The following is a 23218-nucleotide window of genomic DNA, read 5'->3' on the forward strand; positions in this document are numbered from 1 at the left end:
GTCGGCGCGCGGCGGCCGTCCGCCGGACGGCCCTCTCAAGGATAGACCCTGTCCCCCGACGTCGCGGCGCGGCGACGGCGATGTTCAACCGTTGTTCACGCCGCCGGCGAACGTCACACGATGGGTCTCCACAGCGGCATGCCGGGGCGGCGCAGCTCGGCGGGGCCGTTCTCCCAGTCGGCCGCGTCGGCGATGCGCGGGCCCTGGTTGTACTCCTCGAGCAGCCAGCCGATCGAGCCGTCGGCGCGGCGGCGGGGCGTCATGCGCGACCAGAACGCGTTGCGCATCGCCCCCAGCTCGCTGACGTCGTCGACGTCCATGCCCAGCAGGGTCTGGATGGTGGCGACGATCCACGAGCCGTGGCCGACGAGCATCAGCGTGGTCGTGCCGTCACCGTCGTGCGCCGCGACCAGCGAGCGCACCGCCTGCGCCCCGCGTTCGCCGAGCGCCCGGCGGCTCTCCACGCCGTAGGCGAGCTCGCCGCCGGTGTGGGCGCGCCACGAGGCGAAGGCCCGGGCGTCCATCTCGCGGATCTCCTCGCGGGTCATGCCCTCCCACCGGCCGAAGCTGCGTTCGCGCAGCCGCTCGTCCGTGGCGACCTCCAGGCCGAGCAGGTCGGCGAAGGCGTGGGCCGTCTGCACGGCGCGGAACAGGTCGGAGGCGACGACGGTGAGCCGTCGGCAGGCCGCCGGGGCCTGGCGGTACTCGTCGATGTCGCTGCGCCGCGCGGCCCGCGGCCCCGGTTGGGCGAGCAGGCGCTCGTCCCGGGCGACTGCGGCGACCTTGGCCCAGTAGTAGCGCTGCGCCAGCTCGTAGGCGCTCTGGTCGGCCTGCCACTGGCCGACGATGTCCAGCGGGACGTCGATCTGCCCCTGCATGCGCCTGGCCAGGTTGAACGTGGTGCGCCCGTGGCGCATGAACAGCACTTCGTCGATCAACGGTGTTCCTCCCGGTCTGCTTTGCCCGCCGCTATCCGCGCACGGTGCGCCCGGGGTAGGCGATCTCGTACGTGCCGCGCCCCAGGTCGACGCTCACCCGCGTGCCGTCGGCGAAGACGGTGCGCTGGCGCAGCGGGTCGTCGTCGATCAGCGCGAAGTCGGTCATCTCCAGCATGCCGACGCGCCGGTGCAGGTCGGCGACCACGCGGCATCGGGCGATGTCCTCGGCGAGCGCGCCGCGCACCCCGGCGCCGGCGAGGTCGCCGTCGACGCCGGCGTACGCGGCGTCGCGGATCAGATAGGGCGCACCGCCGTTGAGCAGCGCGTAGAGCATGTAGTCCTCGCCGCCCTCGACGCGGTCCATCATCCACGGTTCGACGACGCAGTCGTGGTAGACGAGGTTCTGCAGCGGCACGGGCACGCCCTCGCGCGGCGCGTCCGGGCCGCGCAGCTGGAACTCGTAGGGCGCGTAGTGGCAGAACACAAGGGCGGGCATGGCCCAGTCGGCCACCTCCTCGGAGCTGGTCAGGATACCGTGCGCCAGCAGCCATTCGAAGCAGCGCAGGCGCTCGCCGTAGCATTCGCGGCGGGTCATGCGGTGCGCGGGGTCGGCGCATTCGTCGCCCTCGTTGCAGGTGAACACGTCCAGGTAGGTGCCGTCGAGCCGCACGCCGTGCGCGGCGATCGCCGTGTAGTTGCGCGCGACGTAGTCGGGGGCGAGCCGCGCGCACAGGTAGCGCTGCCGGCCGCCGGCCCACCGCGCGTGCTCCGGCCGGCCGCCGCCGGGCAGCATCACGGCGTTGCGCTCGTCGTGGCTGGCCGCGGCGAGGTAGTAGTCGCGGTACTGGTCGTGCAGCCCGAACAGGTATCCGCACTCGTGGGCGGTGTCGGCGAGCGCCCGGAGCCCCTCCCATCCGCCGGCCTCACGGCAGGCGGGCAGGTAGTCGGGGTGCTGGTTGTCGTAGCCGGGCTGCCCCCAGCCGTCCAGGTGCAGGTACAGGCGTTCGACGCCGGCGTCGCGCAGCGTGCGCAGCTGTCGGGCGCGCTGCTCGAAGGTGACGAGCGAGTCGTTGCGTTCCGGGTGTTCCCGGTCGTACATCTCGGAGTCGGGCTGGACGTGGGATTTGGCGCCGACGTGCATCCACATGCAGCCGGGCAGGTCGTCGACCCCCGGGTTGCGCGCCGCCTTCTCGGCGAGCGTGCGCAGCATGCCGTGCTCGTCGGCGTGACGCCGGTAGGCCTTCGCCGCGCCGCGCACGCTCGCCTCGTCGCCTTCGAGGCAGCGGTAGCGCACGACGCGGCGGTGGTCCATGCGCCCCAGGCTCGGCTCGAACCAGGTGCCGATGTGGGTGTACGGGCCGCCGGCCGGGTGGTCGATGGCGTAGCCGGCGTTCCACGGGGTCTCGCAGATGGCGATGTAGCCGTCGGCGCGGTCGCCGCGCAGCTGCGCGAAGAACGGCATGTAGCCGCCCTCGGTCTCGTATCGGCCGCCGAAGGGGATGCCGTCGGGCCGGTGCGGCCAGGTGTTGGGGATCATGACGCCCTGGCCGTGGGTGATCAGCGTCGTCCAGTCGCCGCGCAGCCGGTCGAAGTCCATCGGCGCGGGCCAGCGCACGCCGGCGACGGCGCCCTCCCGCTCGCGCAGCGGGATCCATTCGGCGACGACGTCGCCGGTGGCGGACTCGACCCAGATGAAGGTCTCGAAGGCCACGTCGGCGGCGGCGAACCCCTCGTAGCGGGTGACGACGCCCTCGCCGGTGCCGAAGACCCGGCGCTCGCAGGTGATGCGGGACGCGGCGGCGAACGGGACGGCTTCGGATCGGCCGGCGGCCGGGTCGGCGAGCTCGATGGCTTCGGCGCCCGGCAGGGTGCGCCACTCGTGGCCGTGCCGGCTGATGGTGACGGCGTGCGTGGTCTCGTCGTAGGCGATGGCGGTGCCGCCGCCGGAGCATGCGATCATCGGTCCCCCTTCGTGTGGTGCGGTGCGCTGATGTGGTGTCCGTCCCAGCATAGCCCGCCGTACGGAGCCGCCCCGGCGGTCGGCCCGCATGCCGGCGCCGGTCGGCCGGGTGGCGCGGCCGCGTTACGATGGCCGGTATGACGGAGCATGTGGAGCATGGGTTCGGCCCGGTGTGGGACCGGGATTCGCGGCTGCTGGTGCTGGGGTCGATGCCCAGTCCGAAGTCGCGGCAGGCGGCGTTCTACTATATGCACCCCCGGAACCGGTTCTGGCCGGTGATGGGCGCCGTGTTCGGCGACGGCGCCGACGACGTGCCGGGCGGGACGCCCGCGTCGCGTCGCGCGTTCGCGCTGCGCCACGGCATCGCGCTGTGGGACGTGATCGCCTCGTGCGACATCGACGGGGCGAGCGATGCGAGCATCCGCAACGCGGTGCCCAATGATCTGGCCCCGCTCATCCGCGGCTCGCGCATCGCGGCCGTGGCCACGACGGGTGCGAAGGCCGCACAGCTGTATCGGCGGCTGTGCGCGCCGATGCTGCGGGACGCCGGCCTGGAGCCGCCGCTGATCGCGCTGCCGTCGACAAGCCCGGCGAATGCGGCGATGCGCCTGGATACGTTGGTGGCGGCGTACCGGGAGGCGCTGCGCGGGTTCATGCCCCGGGGCGGCGGCGAGGAACCGCGGTCCCGGCGGGGCTGACAAGGTCAGCGGGACCGGCGGTTCGCGGTGACTAACGACAGCCGACAGCGACGGCCGGCGGCTCGCAGCGGCTGGCGGCGGCTAGCGGCTATCGGCTCACGGCCAGCGGTTCAAGGCCATGGCGGCCGGCGGCGGCTAGCGGCGCAGCTCGTCGCGGATGGCCGAGCGCACCGCCATCTTGGTCGTCCAGTACCGCAGGGCGAGCGCACCCGCCGCGACGACCGCGTAGACCGCCAGCACGGCGATCAGCTGACCCGTGGTCGGCCGCCGGCGCCGCCTCGCGGCGTGGTCCGCGTCCTGGATGTCGTCGGGTTCGATGCCCGCGCCGGCTCCCCATGCGTCGGCGCGCGAGGCCGCCTCGTCGGCGGGGTCGCGGTGGTAGGTCTCCTCGTCGATGACGTCGTCGTCGATGGCTGCATCGTCCATGATGGGTCCTTTCGTCGTCGAGGCGCCTCGCGTGCGACGCCTCCGTGACGGCCATTATCCTCCGCATCGCGAATCGACGCGCCCGACCCGCCGACGGGCCGGGCCGGTCGCGGGGCGCGCGACGCGGCGCCGCGGACCGGCGCGGACCGACGTTCATGGATACGGAACGTCCCCGACACCGGCATGCGCCGGCTTCCGCAGTCCGGCACCCTGGCCGACGTTCGCCGGCGCGGAGCGGTCCGGGCCGCCATGCGGTTCGCGGGCCGATAAGGCGAACCGACGCCCACCCGGAGCGGCCCCGATGCCGATATATGCCGGCTCCCGCCGCCCGGCCCGTGCGCGGGCGCGGGCTATTCGTGGCGGTGGCGCCCGGCGCGCGCCGCGAGGACGGCGAAGGCGACGCCGAGAACGAGGAAGGCCGCCGCCGCGACCCATGCGCCGGCGGCAGCCAGCCAGACGCCGCCGAGTATGAAGAACACCGCGCAGAAGATGTAGAACCCGCGATGCGTGTGCCGTCCGCCGCCCACCATGCCTCCTCGTCAGCCGCCGTGCCGTTGTCACCGCCAGTATATCCGGCGCCGACGCCGGGGACGCGGCCGCGGCCGGCATGGTCCGCCGGCGCGTGCCGACGGCGCCGTCTCGCCCAACGGTTCGCGACGCCCCCTCCATGACCCGCCGATGCGCGGCCGGCGCAGCCGCGCGGACCGGCACGCCATGCGGTCGGCCCGCGCGTCGCCTTACATCTGCCGCCGGTCGTAGACCGCCATCGAGCATGCGGCGCTGACGGCCATCACCGCCGCCGTCGCCACGAGCAGGACGCCGCAGGCGGTCAGCGCGCCGGACGCCGTGGCGAGCCAGTCGAACAGGCCGGGCAGCGCCGCGAGGATGCCCGCGCCGGCGTCGCCGAGCAGGGCGAAGCCGCCGAGCACGCCCAGCAGGAGGACATACGGCAGGATCATCGTCACCTTGGTCGCGCCGAACCTGAAGTTCAGCGGCGTGACGATCCCCGTCATCACCGAGGTGACCAGCAGCGTCAGGCAGGCGGCGACCGCCGTGGCCTGCGGCATGCCGACGGCCGTCAGCTCCGGCGGCAGGAACGAGTCCCTGGCCGCGGCGCGCCAGACGGCGTCGGCGGCCAGGACCGCCGCGGTCACGGCGCCGGCCACGGCCACGCCCTCGAGCGCCAGCGCCCCCATGAGCAGGTAGCGGCCGGCGACCACGTCGCGCCGGCTGACCGGCAGCGTCAGGCGCACGGCGCTCCAGCCCCTGGCCTCGTCGTACGAGCCGAGCGACACGGCGATCATCGGGTAGGCCATGAAGATCGCCGCCGCGTAGGTGCCGGGGAACGCGCGCATCTGGAAGGTCAGCCACAGGCAGATGAGCGTCATCATGCCCGCCATCAGGCCGGCTCGCGAGCGGATCATCATCCAGTCGAGCAGGAACGCGCGGATCATCGCGACCCTCCTTCCAGCACGAAGTGCATGTAGTCGTCGATGGTCATATGGTCGCAGGGGATGTCGGGGAACCTCCCGGCGAAGGCGAAGCGGTCGGGCACGGCGACGTCGACGCCGTATTCGCGCCGCAGAACCAGCGGCCCCGACGGCCCGTCGCACAGCCCGGAGCCCAGGACCGAGTCGAGGTCGCGGGCGCGGCACCGCGCCACGCCCATCATGTCGGTGATCTCGTCCTTCGGCCGGTCGAACACGATGCGTCCGGCGTCGATGCACACGACGCGGTCCGCAATCCGGTCCAGGTCCGAGGTGATGTGGCTGGACATCAGGACGCCGCGGCTGCCGTCCTCCACGAATCCGCGCAGCAGGTCGAGCGCCTCGTCGCGCGCCATCGGGTCGAGCCCGGCGGTCGCCTCGTCCAGGACGAGCAGGCGCGGGGCGTGGGCGAGCGCGCAGGCCAGCGACAGCTTCATGCCCATGCCGCGCGACAGCTCGCCGACCGTCATGCGCGGTCCGATGCCGAAGCTCCGCATGAGTCCGTCGAACGCCGCGTCATCCCAGTCGCGGTAGCAGCGCCGCATGACGCCGGCGATGTCGCGCACGCGCACGGCGTCCGGATAGGCCAGCGTGTCGAAGACGACGCCGATGCACTGCTTGGTCGCGGTGCCGGCCTTCCGGCTCATCTCGCGGATGGGTGTGCCGAGCACGGCGCCGTCGCCCTCGTCGGGGTCGATCAGGCCGAGCAGCGCCTTGATGGTGGTGGTCTTGCCGGCGCCGTTGCGCCCGACGAAGCCGACCACCTCGCCGGGCCCGACCCGCAGGTCGACGCCGGACAGGGTGAAGCCGTCATAGTGTTTGCCGAGTCGGTGCGCCTCGAGCAGAGGCGAGGGGATGGTCATGATGCGTCGCTTTCCAGAATGAGATCCAGCATCTGCCTGATGTCGTCGTCGGGCAGCCCGGCGGACCGCGCGTCGTCGACCAGCCGCGTCAGCCGCTGTTCGATCTGCCGGCGGCGCTCCTCGCGCAGCAGCTCGACGTTGCCGCCGGTCACGAAGCTGCCCTTGCCCTGCACGGTTTCGATGAACCCCTGGGCCTCGAGGTCCGTGTACGCGCGTTTGGTGGTGATCGCGCTGATGCGCAGCCCGTTCGCGAGCGCACGGATCGAGGGCAGCCGTTGCCCCGGCTGCAGCTCGCCCGTCAGGATGAGCTCCCTGATCTGCGTGGCGATCTGCTCGTAGATCGGCTTATCCGACGAGTTGGCGATGATGAGATCCAATGGCTTGTCCTTTGCTGATGTCGCACGCACGCCCGCACGTGGCCCGTGCGTCGTGCGCTCGCCCTTGCCGAAAGCGTCCCTTCGAAAGAGCCCGAGTGTATATACCCTCTATACACACTATATACACACGCGGCCGTCCGGTCAACCGCGGCATGCCGGGCCGGCCGTGAACGGCGGCACGTCCGCGACGAATCCGCCCGCCTACCAGACCCCGGCGGCGTCCGTCGGCAGTTCGCGCATGCGCCGCAGGTACCGGCGCGCCCCCTCCGCCTCGGCGTCGTCGTAGGCGAACCCGAACGCGGCGGCGACCTCGCGGGCCGTCTCGTCGAACAGACGGCACGCCGTCGCGACGGCCCTCCATACCGGCCCGGGCTCCGCGGCGGCATAGGTCGACAGGTACCGCCGGTACGCCTCGGCGGGCAGGTAGCGGTCCAGGTATTTGCCCGACTTGCCCATGCTGGCGCGGAAGCCGCATGCCAGTCCGGCCTTCCACTCCAGCATGCGCCTGAGCATCGGGCGGACGGGATCGTCGAGCATGTCCATCACGTAGGGCATCTCGCCGCGCCACAGTCCCTTGCCGACGTTGTTCAGGCACCACCAGAACTCGTTGCACGTCTCGGCGAACCGCCTGGCGCTCGGCGGCCGCACCCAGTAACGCTCGTCGCCGGCCAACGCCGCGGCGGGCATCACGCCGTCCTTGTCAACCAGGGTGCGGTAGAGCTCCAGGCACCCCGGGATGCACTCCGGCGTGCACACGTGCAGGTCCAGCCGGTTGCCGTCGTCGAACAGCATCAGCCAGCAGTACCAGCGGTCCGGATCGTCCTCGTCGCCCTCGAACTCGCCGGGCCGCTGCATGAGCAGCCGCGTGCCGAACCGGTCGATCCACGCCCGGTCCTCGATGAACGGCCGCGTGCACGTCACCACATAGCCGACGTCGTAGTCGCGCACGATGTCGCGCGGCGCGTTGTCGTCGGCGCGCGACCCCTCAAGGTAGGCGGCGCGGATGCGCGGGTCGGCCTCGGCCACGCCGACGATCAGTCCCATCATCTCGTCCTCGGAACGCATGCCCCCAGTGTATGCCGCCGGCGCGCGACGCCCTCGTCTCGGCCTTGCGCCCGTCCTCCCCGTGACGGTGTATGCCGCCGGCGCGCGACGCCGTCAGAACCCGTCGTCGGCGATGTAGCGCCCATAGCCTTCCCCACGCTCCGGCCACGGATCCGCGCGGAACGCCGGCGGCATCGGCTGGGGCGACACGCGGTACGGCCCGTCCGCGCTCCAGCCCTCCATGAACCGCTCCAGCTCCCGATTCCCGGGCGGCGGCACCTCCAGGTCGACCAGTTCGGGGTGCAGCCCCGGATCCTCGCGGTCCACCCGCTCGCGCAGCAGCCCGATGCCGCACAGCGCCTGCTCGCGCAGCGGCCCGTCGAATCCCTCCACCGCGCCCTCCAGCGCGTCCAGGAACTCGCGGCGCCGGCGCATGGCCAGGTACTGGACCGCCATGTCGTCGAGCCTGCGCATGATCACCTCGGATTCGTACCGCTCCTCGCCGCGCCGTCGGATCCGCTCCCATTCGACCCGGCGTTCGCGCTCCAGCCGACGCCGCTCCTGCGCCGCGACGAACGCGCGGAACACCCCGGGGATCTTGCCCTCGACCATCGAGGCGGTGCTGTCGCGCGCGGTCTTGCGGCAGTCGCGGTCGCCCTCGCTGCGTATCTGCATCTGCAGGCGTCCGGTGCTGATGAACTCGCGGCTGCGCTCGGCGATCCACCGTGGCTCGCCCTCACCCTCGCCCTCGCCGTCGGCCGGACCGCCGGGCGGCGTGGGGGCCTTGCGCCCGGGGTTCGGGGCGCAGATCTCCTGGACGCGGAAGAAGTACGCGGCGTCGTCGGCACCGACCGCGATGTGCGCCCACCGCGCGTCCGCGCCGAACCGTTCGACGAATCCTTCGTCGTCCGGATGGGGCACCTCGAACCCGCACTCGCGCGCCTGCTCGGCGACCAGCTCCAGCACGCCCACCGCACGCTCGACATACGGTCCGCTCACGCATTGCTCGTCGACGTTCCCCCGATAGCGACGCACCCAGGCGTCGATGGCCTCCTGCTGCGATCCGTCGTTCCCCTGCGTCATGATTCCGCCCTCCTATGCGCGTCGATCGCCGCACATCCGCCGCGCGGCGTGCCCACAGCATGGCAGACGACGCGCCGGCCGCGCCACCGCCGCGCGGGAATTTGTGGATTTGTGGACGGCGGCGGCGTTGTCCACATCATTCCACGGCGTACGGCGCGACGACGGAGGCCGCCCCGGAAACGCAGGCTCGGCGCCGGATGGCGGGCGGACGCGATGCGGCAACGCGTCCGCGGCGACGGCCCGATGACGGAAGGCGGCGCAGCGATCCGGCGGAAAGCGGCGCAGCGATCCGATGGAAGCGACGCAGCAGTCCGAGGGAAGCGACGCCGCGGCCCGCACGGGGCGAGCATCGGGAATGACGACGCGCGGGACGGCCCGGAGGGGCATGCAAGGCCTTCCGTCTCCCGGACGGGAACGACGGCGCGGGAACGGCCCGGAGGCCCGCGCACGCGCGTCGCAGGCGGCCGGACGGGCCGGCGGTTAAGCTGGGTACGGGATGGACCACGCAACAGCACCATAAGAAGGCGGCAGTCATGCGAATCTTGCTGGTGGAGCCGAGCGGCGCGCTCGCGTCGGCGCTGGGCAACGCACTCGATCTGGAGTTCCATGAGGTCGACGTCGCGCCGACGGCCCGGCAGGCCGAGGCGCTGGCGGAGGACGGCCCCTACGACGTCATCGTGCTCGACGACGCCGCGACGGCCGACGACGGGACCGCGGACACGGCAGGCGACACGACCGAAGGCACCGCCGGAGACGGCCGGCCCGCCGACGGGACGCCGGCGTTCGCCGCGCGCGCCCGCCGGGCCGGAACCCGCGTGCTGCTGCTGCGTTCGCCGCACCGCGTCACCAAGGGGACGCCCGGCGCCGACGTGTGGCGCGAGGCCGCACGCGCCTCCGACGCCGCGCCGTCCCCGCCCCCGCCGGGCACGCCGGCCGCCGTCCATGCCGACGCCGTCCTGGACAAGCCCTTCACCGATTCGGAGTTCCTCGCGCACATCCACGACCTCGAACGCCCGGCCTCCGCGTCGGACGGAAGCGGGCCGGGCGTGGTCACCTGCGGCGCGCTCACGCTCGACACGGCCCACGGCCGCGCGTACTACGACGACCTGTCCACCGCGCTGCCGCTGTCGCCGCGCGAGTACGGCGCGCTGGAGGCTCTGGTCAGGGCCGACGGCGCGTTCCTGAGCTTCGACGAGCTGGTCGGCATCGTCTGCGGCACCGGTCTGGCCTCGCAGCGCGAGGTCATGGCGCAGGCCATGTACTCGCTGACGGCCAAGCTGCGGCGGGTCGGGTTCTTCATCACCAAGCGCGGCGACCGCTACCGCATCCGCTGAGCGGCGTGCGCGGCCGCGCGCCTACAGGGCGAGGATCGGGGCCGGCGGCTCGGGACGCTCGTTCATCGCCGGCAGGTCGGCGGCGTCGCAGGCATAGAACCGCGTAAGGTCGGCCGAGAACTTGGCCAGGCTCTCCCTGGCCGAATACAGCATGTGCCCCGCCGGGTAGTAGGTGAACGCCACGTTGCCGCGCAGCGGCCGGGGCAGCCCGAGGTGGTCGATGTCGTACTCGGTCTGGAAGAACGGGGTGCACAGGTCGTACCAGCCGTTGCCGATCAGCACCTTCAGCGTCGGCTGGTGCACGATCGCGGCCGCCAGGTCGGCGACGACCGAGGGGAAGGGGATGACGCCGCCCTCCGAGGCCTTCGCGCCGGACGGCAGGCGGTGCCACCACATCCAGCTCTTGCCCGGCTCCGTCGACTCCCAGTCGAAGTCGGCGTAGCCCTTGCGCTCGGGCGTGCGCGCCCAGCCCAGCTCGTCGCGCAGATATGCGTTCACCAGGCTCGAATACGCCGGGTCGAGGTACGCGTCGTCGACCACGAAGCTCTCGTCGTCGCGGACCCGGTCCATGTCGTAGCCGCTGGCGCGCCCGTCGTACCGGCCGACGATGCGGTCGTCGGCGCGCAGCAGCTGCTTGCGGAAGCGGGTGTCCAGCACGCGCAGGTCGGAGTCGGCCACATAGTCGGCGTCCAGCCCGGTCAGTTCGGCGAACCGCTCCGCCACGGCGCGCTTCGTCGCCTCGTCGAGCGAGTCGCCGGCGGCCAGGGCCTGGCGCAGCGGGCCGTTGGCGAAGGCGCGGGCCCGCCGCGCGTGCTCCTCGAGCGTGACCTGCGCGCCGGCCCTGCCGTGGTAGCGCGCCACCGTGGCGAAGGTCGGGAAGTAGCCGATGTAGAACTGGTCGTCCGTGTCGAAGCAGTGCGCGTAGTCCAGGATGTTCGAGATGAGCACCAGTCCGTTGAGCGCCACGCCGTCCTGCTGCAGCCGGTACGCGAGCGCGGCGCCGCGCGTGGTGCCGTACGACTCGCCGAGCACGTACTTGGGCGAGTTCCAGCGGCGGTACCGGGTCAGCCAGGCGCGGATGAACGCGCTGAAGCCCTTGACGTCGCCGTCCACGCTCCACAGCTCGGCCTTGGCCTTGTCCAGGATGGTGGAGAAGCCGGTGCCGGGCGCGTCGATGAACACCAGGTCGGTGGAGGGCAGCATCGTCATCGGGTTGTCGGCGAGCGTGTAGGGCGCGGCGGGCACGGCCGCGGTGTCGACGACGTCGATGCGCCTGGGCGCGATCGAGCCGAGCAGCAGGAACGTCGAGGACGATCCGGGGCCGCCGTTGAAGATGAAGGTGACCGGGCGCGCGGCGTCGGGTTTGCCGTCCTCGCCCACGGCGGCGAACGCGGCGAAGAAGACGCTCGCGGCCGGCCGCGCCTTGGCCGTGTCGATGTTCAGCGTGCCGATGGTCGCGTCGTAGCGCCACTCGCGGCCCTCGAGCGTGATGGCGTGCCGTGTGGTGATCTCGCAGGGCTCGGGCAGGGTCTCCCCGTTCTCGGGACGGCCGGCCGAAGCCGATCCGCCTGCGTTCGGGTCCGGGGCCGTCGTGGTCCGTTCGTCGCTCATCGTTCCTCGTTTCGTCGTCGTTCGGTGGTGTCGCTGACCACTATAGCCGCGTCGGGCCGCCTCCCGGGTTCCGCTCCCCTTTCCCGCCCACGCCCCTGTTCCCCCGTTTCCGTCGGACGCCGCGCGGCCGTTATGATGAATTGGTACCGTTCGATCGAGGGGAGTCACGATGAGGCGGCTGTACATCAAGCAGAGGATGTTCACGTTCGGCGGCGAGAAGTTCGACGTCACCGACGGGGACGAGCGCCCGGTCTACCATGTCGAGGGCAGCTTCATGCACATCCCCAAGTCGTTCACGATCACCGACATGAACGGGTTCGAGGTGGCACGCGTCGAGAAGAAGACCTTCAGCTGGCTGCCGCATTTCAGCGTCATCGTCGGCGGGACCGAGGTCGCGGGCATCGACAAGGAGTTCTCGTTCCTCAAGCCGAAGTACCGCATCGACGCGCAGGGGCTGCGCATCGAGGGCGACTGGGCCGACCTGAACTTCACGGTCACGCGCGACGGCGAGACGGTCGCCGAGATCGCGCAGCGCTGGCTGAGCTGGGGCGACACGTACGAGGTCGCCGTGTACGACGACGCGCTGGAGACGCTCATCGTCTCGCTGGTCATCGCCATCGACAAGGTCAAGGCCGACGAGGAGAGCGGCAGCGCCGCCGCGGCCGTCAACAATTCGTACTGACCGGATCGGCCCGGCGGATCGCATGGACGCCCGGACCGACCGGCCGAGGCGGGCGCACGGACGGGAGGGGGCGGTCATGGCGCCGGTCGACGGACCCGCCCGCGGCACGTGCCGCGGGCACGACGACGATGCCGCGGCCCGGCGGGAACGGGCCGTCGCCGAGTACTTCGCGATGTGGGTCTCGCGCGACTTCTCGCGTTTCGACGAGCTGTTCGCGCCGGAGTGCCGGTACGAGGAATGCTACGGCCCGGTCTACGTGGGGTTCGGCGAACTGCATCGGTGGATCGATGCGATGCTCGCCCGACAACGGGTCGAGTCGTGGGACATCCATGAGTTCATCCACGCGGCGGACGGCCGCTCCCTCACCGTGACGTGGACGTTCGCCGCGACGGAGCGGGACTCCTACATCTTCGACGGCGTCTCCATCGTGAGGTTCGACGACGACGGGCGCATCGCGCGCATCCGCGAGTTCCGGGCCGACCACCGGCGCCGGCGTCCGTTCGCCCCGGCGCCTGACGAGACCGACGCCCCTGAGGATGCGGGCGTGTCGGGCGGCGAAGTCGGGACGCCCCGATTCGACGGCCATGTCATCTTCGAACAACCCGACGCGGATCACGGACCGCGATCGTCGGAATGCTGCGGAACGATTCGAGGAAGCGGAGCGCAGCCATGACCAGGAGGCTGTTCGTCCGCGAGGTGCGCATCGACTGGGACGCGGCTCCGGACTCGTATGTCCGTTCGATTCCCGCGCTGCGCAGGTCATCGACATTGACGTTCACCGTACCGGTCACGTTCTTTGCCGGAACGAACGGCACGGGCAAGTCCACGTTGTTGGAGGCGATTGCGGCGGTCTATGGATTCAACCCCGAAGGAGGGACTCGCAACTATCGGTTCAGCACCTATGACGACGTATCCGATCTGGCCGACGCCATCACGATGGTGCGGGACCTGCCGCCCACACGTTCCGGCATGTTCCTCCGCGCGGAATCGTTCTTCACGATGGCCACGCAAGCCGCCGAATACGGAACATTCGGATTGCATGAACAGTCACACGGCCAGGGAATGATGGCGTTCATACGGATGTTCACCGGGCCGGGTCTGTACCTCATGGACGAGCCGGAGTCCGCGTTATCGCCGCAGACGCAGCTCGAACTGCTGATTTACATCGACGAACTGACCAAGAGAGGGGCCCAGTTCATCATCGCTACGCACTCCCCCATCCTGTTGGGGTTCCCGCACGCGACGATTCTGTCGTTCGGCGAGGACGGAATCCACACAATCGGATACGAGCAAACGGAGGCATATCGCATCACCGAACTGTTCATCAATCACCGGGCGTCACTGTTGCATCGGCTGTTTCGGGAAGACGAAGGCACAGACGGTCATGACGCGGATGAAAGATGAAAAGAGAGGATTGCGTCCAGATATCTAGGCTCAAGACAGCGTATCTTGCTTAGATGATGCGGATTTGAAGACTTGCGGACATCGATCTTGCCTAGGTGAGGTGGCCAAACCGGGAAACCCAAGGTAGGATCGGCGAAATGACGCCAGCCATAGTCGGGGTATGGTGGCCAGGCGGCCTCAAGTAATCAAGATCGATGTCTGCAGAGGCCCAAATCCACTACACGTAAGAGAAATCATGCCGATTGCGGCGAAAAACAAGCCTTGGAATGACGGTTCATTGACGAACCGTCCTCGGAAAACCCGATTTAAAGCCCACACAGGGGCCAGTCCGCGCCCCAATACGGACCGATACAGCAAGAATCGTCCCGCCTTCGACGCCATGTTGGCGAAGGCGGGACGATTCGTCATCGATATCGCCTGTCACTCCCCTCGATCACATCTGCTTCGCGGTCGAGACCGAGGGACGCACCGATCAGTCCTTTTCGATGGTCTTGCCGGCGTTCGCGCCGGAGGTGAGGTCCTGGATCTCGGTGATCTCCATGACCGGGATGGCGGCCGGGATCTTGGTGCCCTTCTCCTGGGCGACCTTGACCTGCGCGTCGTAGATCTCGCCCTCGGTGACGATGGTCACCGGGCCGCGGAAGCGGTAACCGCGCTTCTCGGCGAGGTTGGCCACGGCGATGACCAGCGGGCTGCCGTCCTGCAGGTTGCGGTAGACCTGGCCGGCGGTGCGCTCGTGGTAGGCCAGGTGATGGTCGTCGAGCACGAACATCGACATCTTCGGACCGAGATCGAGTTCGCCGTCCTTGCCGATCGTGGTGACCCACGCCAGGTTGTTTTCGATGAAGGTCTTCATCTCGTCGGTGAGCGTTGCCATATGTCCATCCTTTCGTTAGACGTATCTCCAGCCTACTTCACCGGGCCGCGGTTCGCCCCGTGAAATCGCCGACTGTGACGAACATCACCACGCCGCCCGCGGAGCCTGGGGACCCGTCAGATGAAGTCGTAGGGCATGCAGTGGGCCACCAGCCAGAACACCCCGAGGCCGAGCACCAGCATCGCATGCGCGCCGGTGCCGGCGCCGCTCAGCCACCAGGCGACCAGGCCGATCACCGCGAACCGCGCCAGGTAGAACACGACGCGGCGCGCGCCGTCCCGCGGCCTGGTCTCCACGGTCATCCGGGTGAATCCCGCGCCCAGCGTGCGCCCGCCGCGCATCCAGGGGATCACCCATTCGGTCACGACGAGGCACGCCATGAACACCACCCGGTCCATGTCCGCTGTCAACGGCCTGAACCCGACGAACTGGATCGCGACGAGATAGATCACGGCCGCGCACGGCAGGCTCATGGCCCCGGTGATCACGTAGTCGATGCAGAAGGCGACGAGCCTGCGCACGAACCCGGGCTCCGTCACGATCGCATCGTCGTCGACGGCACGGCTCGGCAGCGCACGGTTGGCGAGCGCCGCGACGGCGTACCCCGCGAGCGCACCCGACGTGTTCCAGATCAGGTCGTCGACGTCGAACAGGCGGTAGGCGCACGGGTACAGGTGGAACGCGCCGGTGAGCTGCGCGGTCTCGATCAGCAGCGAGACCGCGAACCCGGCGAGCGCCGCATGGCGGAGCCGCGCGTTCAGGAAGCGTCCGAGCATGAAGCCGAGCGGGACGAAGAACACCACGTTCATGCCGATCTGCAGCAGCGCGGTCACGCCGTCGGCGCGGATGTCGCCGATGAACTGCAGCGGGTTGAGCTGCGGGGCGAGATGGTGCGTCGCGCAGTATTCCGCGGGGTTCTCCGGCATCGGATACAGCGTGAAGCATCCGAGCGCGAGCAGGTAGAGCACGCACCCGTAGGCCACAACGACCGATACGAAGCGGATGCGGTTCTCGCGGTGGTACAGGAGGGCGAGCACCGGCAGCGTGAGCAGCGCCGAGACGAACGGCCAGAGCGCCACCGCGAACATGAACGGTCGGCTGAAGCTGCCGAGGAATGCCATCATGGTTCTCTCCCCATCGGTGTGAGTGCGCGGCATGCCGCCGCCTGACACCATCCACGGTATTGCCGGCGGGACGCGTCGCCCATCGGCCGGACGGCCCATTTCGAGGCCGCGGGAGCGCCGGCATCCGTCTCGGGGATGACGTGTCGCGCGCACTCCGGGGCATCGGCGTCACGCGCGTCGACGCGGGCGATGCCGTATTGTTCCGTTCGCGGGATATATTCGGCATCGTCGGGACAGACGCCTTCGGTTGGGTTCGGCATACCGGCAGGCAGGGGGTTCGCATGAGGGGGCATGGCACCGCGCATCGCCGGCGGCGCGTCATCGGCGGTCTGGCGGTTGTGGCGGCAATCGCACTGTTGGGGTACTTCTGGATCTGGCTGCCGACCCGGCCGGCGGACACCAGCCATCTGCGCGTCACGGTCTCCGATTCCGACCGTTTCACCAGGCGACAGCTCGATGACGCCGTGGCCATGCTGCTTGACGGGAAACGCGACTATCGCGGATGCTCGATCGACGCCATCGTCTACGACGAGGCGTGGTCGGACCGGCTGCTGGCGTTGGAGAAGGAGACCATCGAATCCACGCCGGGCAGCGACTCGACGGTCTACAGTCGTGGCATCGCCCGGTACGGCGTGGAGGGCATGGCCGTATTTTCCACGGACTTCACCTGCGGCGAGAACGCCCCAAGCATGGGGTTCAGCCCCGGCACCACAAGCGGCTGGTACGACTTCCTCGCCTACGATCCGGACTCCCCCGACGCCGACCGCGGCTGGGTTCGGATCGACAGCGGGTGGTGACGGCGGACGGCCGACCGTCGCGCCGCCATCACCATTCGAACGGCAAAGGCGGATTACGGCAGAAGACGAATCGGAGGTGGACCGCGACGGCTAGGGCAGGTCCAGCCGGCAGCCGGCGACGACGCTGCGCCGCCAGTCGTCCGGAGTGCGGCACGTCTTGCCGTGTTCGTCGATCAGACCGTGGAACTCCTTGAGATCCGCGATGCTCCACTCGTCGGTGAGGATGTGCGGCATGACGCGCCGGCGGAACCCCTCGTAGGATTTCGGCAGGTCGGCGACGCCCAGGGCTTCGAACAGGCGCCGGGCGTACGTGTCGGCCACGAACGCCGGACGGTCGAACACGTACAGCAGGATGTCGTCCGCGGTCTCCCCGCCGACGCCCGGCACGGCCAGCAGGTCACGGCGCAGGTCGTCGTCGCCTCGTCCAACGACACGCTGCGGAAAGTCCGGCCCCTCGCCGGGCAGGGTCGTCAGCCATGCGCACAGCGCCTTGAGGTACCGGCTCTTGGCGCGGTAGAACCCGGCGGGGCGGACCATGGCCTCAAGCTCGGCGTCCGGCAGGGCCACGATCGCCGCGGGGCGCAGCAGGTCGGCGGCCCTGAGCGCATCGAGCGCCGCCTCGGCGTTGGTCCACGACGCGTTCTGCACCAGCACCGCGCCGAGGACGATCTCGAAACGCGTCTCGGCGGGCCACCAGTGGGTCGGCCCCATGGCGTCGAGCAGCAGGTCGAACAGTCCGCGCACGTCAAGGATCCGGGTCTTCTCCATACCGTCATCGTAGACCGTGCGGAGGCCGCGGGCCGCCGAACCACTGTTCCGAATCCGAATGCGTATAATCATTGATGCAGAACGAGCGTAAGGATGTCGCATGTCCAAGGACTCTTCGCATGGCGCGGCGCGCATCATCGAGCACATCGTCCTTGCGGCCGCACTGGTCTGGGCCGCAGGCTGCACGCTCGTTTGGACGCAAACGGACATGCCCCGTCGCATCGTCGACGAGAAGTCCGCCGACGGCACGTGCGAGGTGACGGTCAGCGAACTCGGCTCGCCCGTGTTCTTCGGCCCCAGCGACATCAGGATCAGGGTCGCATGGGACACCGATCCGAACGTCATAGGGGACGAGAACGTCACACAGATCGAAACGACCCTGCGTAACGACGGGAAAACATTGAACGCGAGCAATTTCACCATCACATGGCGCGGCGACGTTCCGACCGTCACCACCCATGGCGAGGAGCAGCCCGACCAAAGCTACACGTTCGACTGGAAGAACGTGTCTCACCGGTTTGAATGATGCCGCTACCAGCGACCGAGGTTCGAGCGATCCGCAGATATGGCATCGATGATTCGGGCCTCGTTTGCAGACACGTCACGACTTGACGACTCATGCGCATGATGCGCATCAAAAAATATGGGATTCAAGGAAATCGAAAGACGTCCGCCGGAGGACGGATGACGATCGGCCGGGCACCGCGGCAGCCACTGCCAGTACGTGCGCCCAGCCAACCCCGGACGCGCGACGGTTCCCGAGCGCTACGGCGACGTCGCCCCGGTCACGGTCCGCTCGATATGAAGGCAGGCCGGCATCGACGGAGGGAAGACGACATGAGGCCGGCAACCCCATCATCGCGATTCCGTGATGTCACCGTCCCCGCACGACTCGGCACCTGGGCCGATAAGCACGACGTCAACTACAGCGGCGTGCTGCGCGACGTCCTCGAACACCTGTACCGACAACCCGCCGCGGTCTAGCGAACACCCATCCGCCGAATGCGGCACCGGCGGCGCAACGACGCCATAGCATTCATTGGCGTGTCATGTGGCGTCTTCATGGGGTTACGGATCGGAGTATGGGCCTTAGGCTCGGAGTTGAGGTCGCGGCCGCAAGCGCATCGGGTGCGGCCCGCATTCCCGGCGGCAGGCGAGGCCCCCGAGCGTCACATCCGGCTTGTCCCGCGGGCGGGTCGGGGCCCGACGGCGCAGGATTCGACGCGTCGCACTCCAACGCCTGTCCGACGACGGGGCTGGCCCCGCGGTCCGGCTGCTGTCCGGCGGCCGTCGGCGTCGGTTTTGGTTGATAAACAACAAGGCGACTGCGTTTTAGCAGACGCTGGGCGATTCCCAGTGTCGGTTCGGTAGCACACGTGCCGCCGCAAGTGCTACCGAACCGACGCCCGGACGAAAGACGGCCTCGACACGCTCGGCGAGACCATGACGGAGATGCTCGAAACGGATGACGTGGTCAAACGGGGTCACACGCCGTGACCACGGCAGGCCAATACGACGAAACCCCTTGCAATGCAAGGGGTTTCACACTCTCGTAATCGTGGAGCTAAGGGGATTCGAACCCCTGACCCTCTCCATGCCATGGAGATGCGCTACCAGCTGCGCCATAGCCCCGTATTCTGTTATCGGCCCGCAGGAGTTGCGAAAACCCGCTGCGAGTCCGTGGCGAAACCCGTGGGCTTCGCTTCGTGGAGCTAAGGGGATTCGAACCCCTGACCCTCTCCATGCCATGGAGATGCGCTACCAGCTGCGCCATAGCCCCAATCTGTAGTTATCAGCTCCTCACGAGCCTTAGATACATTACAACACGGTTTTCAAAACGGCAAATCAGGCGTGTCGCCTTATGCGAGTAGGGCGGACGGCCCTCGCCGTCGCCCCGTGCGACGCCCCCGACGACGCCGATCCCACGTATCCGGGCGCCGGCTTGGGCAGGCATGTCCCCGTGCGGCACCCGGCGCGCCCGGCACCGGTCCGACGGGCGCGGACGCGGAGATACTCTGCAGATATGCTGACGGTCACGCAGGCACCGGTCCAACGTACGCAGGCACGGACACCAGGCGTTGGCGCGATATTACGGGAGATGACCTTGCCCGCCGAACGCAACCGGCGGATACGCCGTCTCGACTACGCCGCGCCGCCGGTTGCGCTTCCCGCGGCGCCGCTGATCCCGGTGCCGGACGACGACCCGGACGTCGCACCGGACGAGCCGGACGAGCCGGACGAACCAGACGACCCCGACGATCCGGCCGACCCGGACGTGCCGCCCGACCCCGTCGACCCGGACGATCCCGACGATCCGCCGGTCGACCCGTCCGTGGAGCCCGAGGTATCGCCCGATGTCCCGCCGGACGTGCCACCGGAGGTGCCGCCCGACGTGCCCTGGTCGCCGGAGGTGCCGCCGGTCCCGTCCGTGCCGCCCGTGGTGCCGTCGCCCGTCGTGCCGCCCGCGGATCCGTCGGTGGCGCCGGTGCCGTCCGACGAGCCGGAACCGGATCCGGAGTCGGTGGACGTGCCGTCGTCGCCGTTCTGCGACCCATCGGTGGCACCGCCGTCGGTCCGGCCGTCGGTCCCGTCGGCGCTGTCGGTGTCGGTGCGCCCGTCCGTCTCGCCGTCCGTGGGTGTGCCGCCGGTCTCGTCGGCGCCGTCGTCGGCGGGGGCCTGCCGCGAGGTGTCCACCCAGTCCCGCACCACGGTGTCGGTGCCCTGGCCGTCGGTCACCAGCATGACCACGGCCGCGCTCGCCCCCACGGCCAGCAGCGCGCTGACCACCGCCACGGCCAGCGCGATGCGGCGGTTGCGCCGCTTGTCCGCCGGCCGCGTCGCCGCCGCGGTTGTGCGGACGGACGACATACCCGTGGCGTGTCCGCCGGAGGCGACGGTGCGCCCACCGGAGGCGACGGTACGCCCGCCGGCCGCCGGCATCGCCGCCGTGCGCTCCCCCGCGGACGCGCCGGAAGCCAGCACCGCGGTGCGGTCGCCACCGGCGGCGTCCGCCATGACGGTGGTCGTCTCGCCGGTCGCGGCATCGCCATGCGCCATGACGGTCGTCTCGCCGGCGGCCAGCACCGCGGTGCGTGCAGCGTCGTCCGCGTTGTCGCCGATCACCGCCGTGCGCTCCCCCGCGGACGCACCCGTCGAGGCGACGACGCGCGCCCCGGCGGAGTCCGCCCCGGTCTCGCCGTCCTCGGATCCGTCGTCGTTCTGCGACAGGAACGGCGCCGCGTTCTGGATCTTCTCCGACGACGCCCTGATCATGTTCTGATAGACCTGCGAGGCCACGGCCGAGACGATGGAACCGACCGCCGTGCCGATCACCGAGCCGGCGATGCCGATCTTCGCCGACAGCAGGAACGAGGTGACCGCGGCCAGCGCCCCCGCGCTGAGCTGGGTCACGGAAATGCCCTTGAAGAAATTCCTCACGCCACATGACGATAAACGACCGGCTCGGGAACACGCTGAGAATCACAGGGTTTCCACGGCCTTGTCACCGGACCGTCACATTTCCTCGCCATGAGCGAACGCGAACGAGCGCGTATGGGCGCGGGCATCGCCCTCGTGTGTCGGTACCGTGCCCATCGCCCCGTCCGTGTGGCGCGGCAGCCGCGACGCGGTAGATTCGACATAGCGTATCCCGGACATCGCAGGGGGCCGACCATGGTACAGCAGCACGCCGCGCATCACAGCACCGAACCGGGCGTCGTCCGGCGCCGGCGCCGATGGCCGTTCGCCGTGACGGCGGCCGTCGTACTCGTCGCGGCGGCATTGGCCGTCTGGTTCCTGGCCCTGCATCCGCAGGGGCGCCACTCCCCCGATCCGGACGTCTCGCGGCGCTACCCGGTCGCGGTCAGCCCGGTGGACTTCGACGGCGACGGCGTCGACGACTACGCCGACATCCTCGCCGGGGCCCGCAAGGACGCCGAGGCCGCGCCCGCCTACGACGACGGGTACTATCAGGGCGGCTATCCGCCGGCGGACCGCGGCGCGTGCACGGATGTGGTCTGGCGCGCGTTCGCCGAGGCCGGATACGACCTCAAGGCCATGGTGGACGCCGACATCGCCGCCGACCCGGCCTCGTACGCGGCCGTGGCGCCGAGCCCCGACCCGAACATCGACTTCCGGCGCACCGGCGTGCTCGACGTGTTCTTCTCGAAGTACGCCCTGTCGCTGACCACCGACATAACCGACTCGGGCGCCTGGCAGGGCGGGGACATCGTCGTCTTCGAGCACACCAGGCACATCGGCGTGGTCTCGGACACGCGCGACGCGGACGGCACGGCGTTCGTGATCCACAACATGGGTCAGAAGGAACGGGAGAACGACTATCTGGCGTTCCGCACGCATATGGAGGTGACCGGCCACTACCGGTTCGACGCCTCGCAGGTCCCCGCCGACGTGCTCGTCGCCTGGACCGGCCAGCAGGGCTGACCGCCAGGGGGCCGGCGTCGGGCTGCCGGCGCGGCGATGGCGATCCTCAGCGTCGGCGATCCGACGGCACCGGTGATCAGCCGGTCCCGGTCCGTGGAAATCATCCGGTCGCAGCGTCCCCGCGACACCGTAATCGCGAGGAGTCGCACCGAACCGGTTCAACGCAGCCGCCTCAACGAACGGGTCGGCGAACGACCTGAGAATCCCGCCTGCGGCCCCGCACTCAGCCGAGGTCGGGATGCTCCCACTGCGGGGTGTCGGCGACGGCCGGGCCGTGGTTGTATTCCATGAGCCGCCAGCGCACCGACCCGTCGCTCAGGTCGAGCGGCACCAGGCGCGCCCAGTGCGCGTTGCGCATCGACAGCAGGGTCGCGAAATCCGGGAACGCCTCGCTGATGCCGAGCATCGTCTGCAGCGTCTGGGAGATCCACGCCCCGTGCGAGAACACGAACAGGTCGGTGTCCTCGCCGCCCCGCGCGGCCCATTCACGCAGCGCCTCGACGCCGCGGCGGCCGACCTCGGTCTTCGCCTCGGCGCCGTGCCGCATCTCGCCGCCGCGGAACTCTGCCCAGGACCGGTAGTCCTCGGGGTAGCGCTCGGCCAGCTCGCTGACCGGCATGCCGTCCCAGTCGCCGAAGCTGCGCTCGCGCACGCGGGCGTCCGGATGCACCTCGAGGCCCAGCGGATCGGCGAAGGCGTGCGCGGTCGCCGCGGCCCGCCCCAAGTCCGAGCACACGACGATGCGCCGGGTGACGACCGGGCGCTCCTCGACGTACAGGCGCCGCAGCGTCTCGGCGGTGCGCTCGGCCTGCCAGACGCCGACCTCGTCGAGCGGGATGTCGACCTGGCCCTGCAGGCGGTGCGCCGCGTTGTACGAGGTGCGGCCGTGGCGGATCAGGAATATCGAACGGACGTGACGGCTCATGACTCCTCCGGGTGCTCGAGTTCCAGCGCGACGACCGGGCGGTCGCGCCACAGGCGCTCCAGCCCGTAGTAGTCGCGGGACTCCTGGTGCATGACGTGGATCACGAAGTCGCCGTAGTCGAGCAGCACCCACTGCCCCTCGGTCAGCCCCTCGCGCGAGCGCGGCGAGAGCCGGGCCTTGAGGTAGAGGTCCTTCTCGACCTCCTCGGCGACGGCGAGCACCTGGCGCTCGTTCGAGGCGGAGGCGATCATCATGATCTCGGTGATGGCGAGCAGGTCGGACACGTCGAAGGCGACGATGTCGCCGGCCTTGACGCGGTCGGCGGCCGCGGCCGCGATGCGGACGGCGTCGATGGAGGACTGCAGTGCGGGCATGGC

The 23218-nt window shown here is 69.9% G+C and carries 25 protein-coding genes and 2 tRNA genes; 9 read left to right on the forward strand and 18 right to left on the reverse strand.

Features of this window, described 5'->3' with window-relative positions; genetic code table 11:
• Window positions 1-113 precede the first annotated feature (113 nt).
• Together KIH73_RS05525 and KIH73_RS05530 are read right to left on the reverse strand one after the other, a co-directional pair.
• The gene (locus KIH73_RS05525; RefSeq protein WP_219081394.1) at window positions 114-938 is read right to left on the reverse strand and encodes a histidine phosphatase family protein; all 825 of its coding nucleotides are present in this window, start codon (window positions 936-938) and stop codon (window positions 114-116) included.
• Window positions 939-969: 31 nt separating this feature from the next.
• Window positions 970-2898, reverse strand: a complete 1929-nt coding sequence (locus tag KIH73_RS05530; RefSeq protein WP_219081395.1) for a DUF5696 domain-containing protein — start codon at window positions 2896-2898, stop codon at window positions 970-972.
• A 137-nt stretch (window positions 2899-3035) separates the two neighbouring features.
• Between KIH73_RS05530 and KIH73_RS05535 the strand changes: the two genes are divergently transcribed.
• Window positions 3036-3596, forward strand: a complete 561-nt coding sequence (locus KIH73_RS05535; RefSeq protein WP_219081396.1) for a DNA-deoxyinosine glycosylase — start codon at window positions 3036-3038, stop codon at window positions 3594-3596.
• Between the two features lie 135 nt (window positions 3597-3731).
• Here the strand turns inward: KIH73_RS05535 and KIH73_RS05540 are convergent, their stop codons facing one another.
• From KIH73_RS05540 to KIH73_RS05570, 7 genes are all read right to left on the reverse strand, one after another.
• Window positions 3732-4022, reverse strand: coding sequence for a hypothetical protein (locus tag KIH73_RS05540; RefSeq protein WP_219081397.1), 291 nt, complete (start codon window positions 4020-4022; stop codon window positions 3732-3734).
• 350 nt (window positions 4023-4372) lie between these two features.
• The gene (locus KIH73_RS05545; protein WP_219081398.1) at window positions 4373-4552 is read right to left on the reverse strand and encodes a hypothetical protein; all 180 of its coding nucleotides are present in this window, start codon (window positions 4550-4552) and stop codon (window positions 4373-4375) included.
• A 207-nt stretch (window positions 4553-4759) separates the two neighbouring features.
• A complete protein-coding gene (locus KIH73_RS05550) occupies window positions 4760-5476 on the reverse strand; it encodes an ABC-2 transporter permease (RefSeq protein ID WP_219081399.1) in 717 nt (238 codons plus the stop codon).
• The gene (locus KIH73_RS05555; protein ID WP_219081400.1) at window positions 5473-6372 is read right to left on the reverse strand and encodes an ABC transporter ATP-binding protein; all 900 of its coding nucleotides are present in this window, start codon (window positions 6370-6372) and stop codon (window positions 5473-5475) included. The genes KIH73_RS05550 and KIH73_RS05555 overlap by 4 nt, the downstream gene beginning before the upstream one ends.
• Window positions 6369-6749 (reverse strand): GntR family transcriptional regulator, encoded by a 381-nt coding sequence (locus KIH73_RS05560; RefSeq protein WP_219081401.1) that lies wholly within the window; start codon window positions 6747-6749, stop codon window positions 6369-6371. Before KIH73_RS05560 ends, KIH73_RS05555 begins: the two co-directional genes overlap by 4 nt.
• A gap of 201 nt (window positions 6750-6950) precedes the next feature.
• Window positions 6951-7814: an aminoglycoside 6-adenylyltransferase gene (locus tag KIH73_RS05565; RefSeq protein WP_219081402.1), complete on the reverse strand. Its 864-nt coding sequence runs from the start codon at window positions 7812-7814 to the stop codon at window positions 6951-6953.
• 93 nt (window positions 7815-7907) lie between these two features.
• Window positions 7908-8876, reverse strand: coding sequence for a hypothetical protein (locus KIH73_RS05570; protein WP_219081403.1), 969 nt, complete (start codon window positions 8874-8876; stop codon window positions 7908-7910).
• Between the two features lie 533 nt (window positions 8877-9409).
• On the opposite strand from KIH73_RS05570, the gene KIH73_RS05575 reads away from it, so the two are divergent.
• Window positions 9410-10210, forward strand: coding sequence for a response regulator transcription factor (locus KIH73_RS05575; protein ID WP_219081405.1), 801 nt, complete (start codon window positions 9410-9412; stop codon window positions 10208-10210).
• A 21-nt stretch (window positions 10211-10231) separates the two neighbouring features.
• Here the strand turns inward: KIH73_RS05575 and KIH73_RS05580 are convergent, their stop codons facing one another.
• Window positions 10232-11821 (reverse strand): S10 family peptidase, encoded by a 1590-nt coding sequence (locus KIH73_RS05580; RefSeq protein ID WP_219081407.1) that lies wholly within the window; start codon window positions 11819-11821, stop codon window positions 10232-10234.
• 169 nt (window positions 11822-11990) lie between these two features.
• Here KIH73_RS05580 and KIH73_RS05585 point away from each other — a divergent pair, with 169 nt between their 5' ends.
• The 3 genes from KIH73_RS05585 (at window position 11991) to KIH73_RS05595 (ending at window position 13907) form a co-directional block, all read left to right on the forward strand.
• The gene (locus KIH73_RS05585) at window positions 11991-12503 is read left to right on the forward strand and encodes an LURP-one-related/scramblase family protein (protein WP_219081409.1); all 513 of its coding nucleotides are present in this window, start codon (window positions 11991-11993) and stop codon (window positions 12501-12503) included.
• A 76-nt stretch (window positions 12504-12579) separates the two neighbouring features.
• The gene (locus KIH73_RS05590; protein ID WP_219081411.1) at window positions 12580-13176 is read left to right on the forward strand and encodes a nuclear transport factor 2 family protein; all 597 of its coding nucleotides are present in this window, start codon (window positions 12580-12582) and stop codon (window positions 13174-13176) included.
• On the forward strand, window positions 13173-13907 hold the full coding sequence (locus tag KIH73_RS05595; RefSeq protein WP_219081413.1) for an AAA family ATPase: 735 nt from the start codon (window positions 13173-13175) through the stop codon (window positions 13905-13907). Before KIH73_RS05590 ends, KIH73_RS05595 begins: the two co-directional genes overlap by 4 nt.
• A gap of 472 nt (window positions 13908-14379) precedes the next feature.
• Here KIH73_RS05595 and KIH73_RS05600 read toward each other — a convergent pair whose 3' ends face one another.
• Both KIH73_RS05600 and KIH73_RS05605 read right to left on the reverse strand, forming a co-directional pair.
• On the reverse strand, window positions 14380-14784 hold the full coding sequence (locus KIH73_RS05600) for a pyridoxamine 5'-phosphate oxidase family protein (protein WP_219081414.1): 405 nt from the start codon (window positions 14782-14784) through the stop codon (window positions 14380-14382).
• Window positions 14785-14900: 116 nt separating this feature from the next.
• Entirely contained in the window at window positions 14901-15905 is a 1005-nt protein-coding gene (locus KIH73_RS05605) for a VanZ family protein (protein ID WP_219081483.1), read from the reverse strand.
• Window positions 15906-16189: 284 nt separating this feature from the next.
• Here KIH73_RS05605 and KIH73_RS05610 point away from each other — a divergent pair, with 284 nt between their 5' ends.
• Window positions 16190-16705 (forward strand): hypothetical protein, encoded by a 516-nt coding sequence (locus KIH73_RS05610; protein WP_219081416.1) that lies wholly within the window; start codon window positions 16190-16192, stop codon window positions 16703-16705.
• A gap of 90 nt (window positions 16706-16795) precedes the next feature.
• Here the strand turns inward: KIH73_RS05610 and KIH73_RS05615 are convergent, their stop codons facing one another.
• Window positions 16796-17473 carry an endonuclease III domain-containing protein gene (locus KIH73_RS05615; RefSeq protein WP_219081418.1) on the reverse strand — a complete coding sequence of 226 codons (678 nt, stop codon included), beginning with the start codon at window positions 17471-17473 and terminating at the stop codon, window positions 16796-16798.
• 100 nt (window positions 17474-17573) lie between these two features.
• On the opposite strand from KIH73_RS05615, the gene KIH73_RS05620 reads away from it, so the two are divergent.
• Together KIH73_RS05620 and KIH73_RS05625 are read left to right on the forward strand one after the other, a co-directional pair.
• Window positions 17574-17999, forward strand: a complete 426-nt coding sequence (locus KIH73_RS05620; protein WP_219081420.1) for a hypothetical protein — start codon at window positions 17574-17576, stop codon at window positions 17997-17999.
• Window positions 18000-18310: 311 nt separating this feature from the next.
• Window positions 18311-18457, forward strand: coding sequence for a hypothetical protein (locus KIH73_RS05625; protein ID WP_219081422.1), 147 nt, complete (start codon window positions 18311-18313; stop codon window positions 18455-18457).
• Window positions 18458-19032: 575 nt separating this feature from the next.
• Here the strand turns inward: KIH73_RS05625 and KIH73_RS05630 are convergent.
• The 3 genes from KIH73_RS05630 to KIH73_RS05640 all read right to left on the reverse strand — a co-directional run bounded on the left by KIH73_RS05630 (window position 19033) and on the right by KIH73_RS05640 (window position 20911).
• Window positions 19033-19105: transfer RNA gene (locus tag KIH73_RS05630), tRNA-Ala, on the reverse strand.
• Between the two features lie 75 nt (window positions 19106-19180).
• Window positions 19181-19253: transfer RNA gene (locus KIH73_RS05635), tRNA-Ala, on the reverse strand.
• 362 nt (window positions 19254-19615) lie between these two features.
• A complete protein-coding gene (locus tag KIH73_RS05640) occupies window positions 19616-20911 on the reverse strand; it encodes a hypothetical protein (protein WP_219081424.1) in 1296 nt (431 codons plus the stop codon).
• A gap of 234 nt (window positions 20912-21145) precedes the next feature.
• On the opposite strand from KIH73_RS05640, the gene KIH73_RS05645 reads away from it, so the two are divergent.
• The gene (locus tag KIH73_RS05645) at window positions 21146-21916 is read left to right on the forward strand and encodes a DUF1287 domain-containing protein (protein WP_219081426.1); all 771 of its coding nucleotides are present in this window, start codon (window positions 21146-21148) and stop codon (window positions 21914-21916) included.
• Window positions 21917-22139: 223 nt separating this feature from the next.
• On the opposite strand, the gene KIH73_RS05650 is transcribed toward KIH73_RS05645, so the two are convergent.
• Together KIH73_RS05650 and rsfS are read right to left on the reverse strand one after the other, a co-directional pair.
• Window positions 22140-22841 carry a histidine phosphatase family protein gene (locus KIH73_RS05650; RefSeq protein WP_219081428.1) on the reverse strand — a complete coding sequence of 234 codons (702 nt, stop codon included), beginning with the start codon at window positions 22839-22841 and terminating at the stop codon, window positions 22140-22142.
• Entirely contained in the window at window positions 22838-23215 is a 378-nt protein-coding gene (gene rsfS / locus KIH73_RS05655) for a ribosome silencing factor (RefSeq protein ID WP_219081430.1), read from the reverse strand. Before rsfS ends, KIH73_RS05650 begins: the two co-directional genes overlap by 4 nt.
• Window positions 23216-23218 lie beyond the last annotated feature (3 nt).

Origin of the sequence: Bifidobacterium phasiani (genome assembly GCF_019331775.1) — a bacterium.
GTDB classification, from domain to species: domain Bacteria; phylum Actinomycetota; class Actinomycetes; order Actinomycetales; family Bifidobacteriaceae; genus Bifidobacterium; species Bifidobacterium phasiani.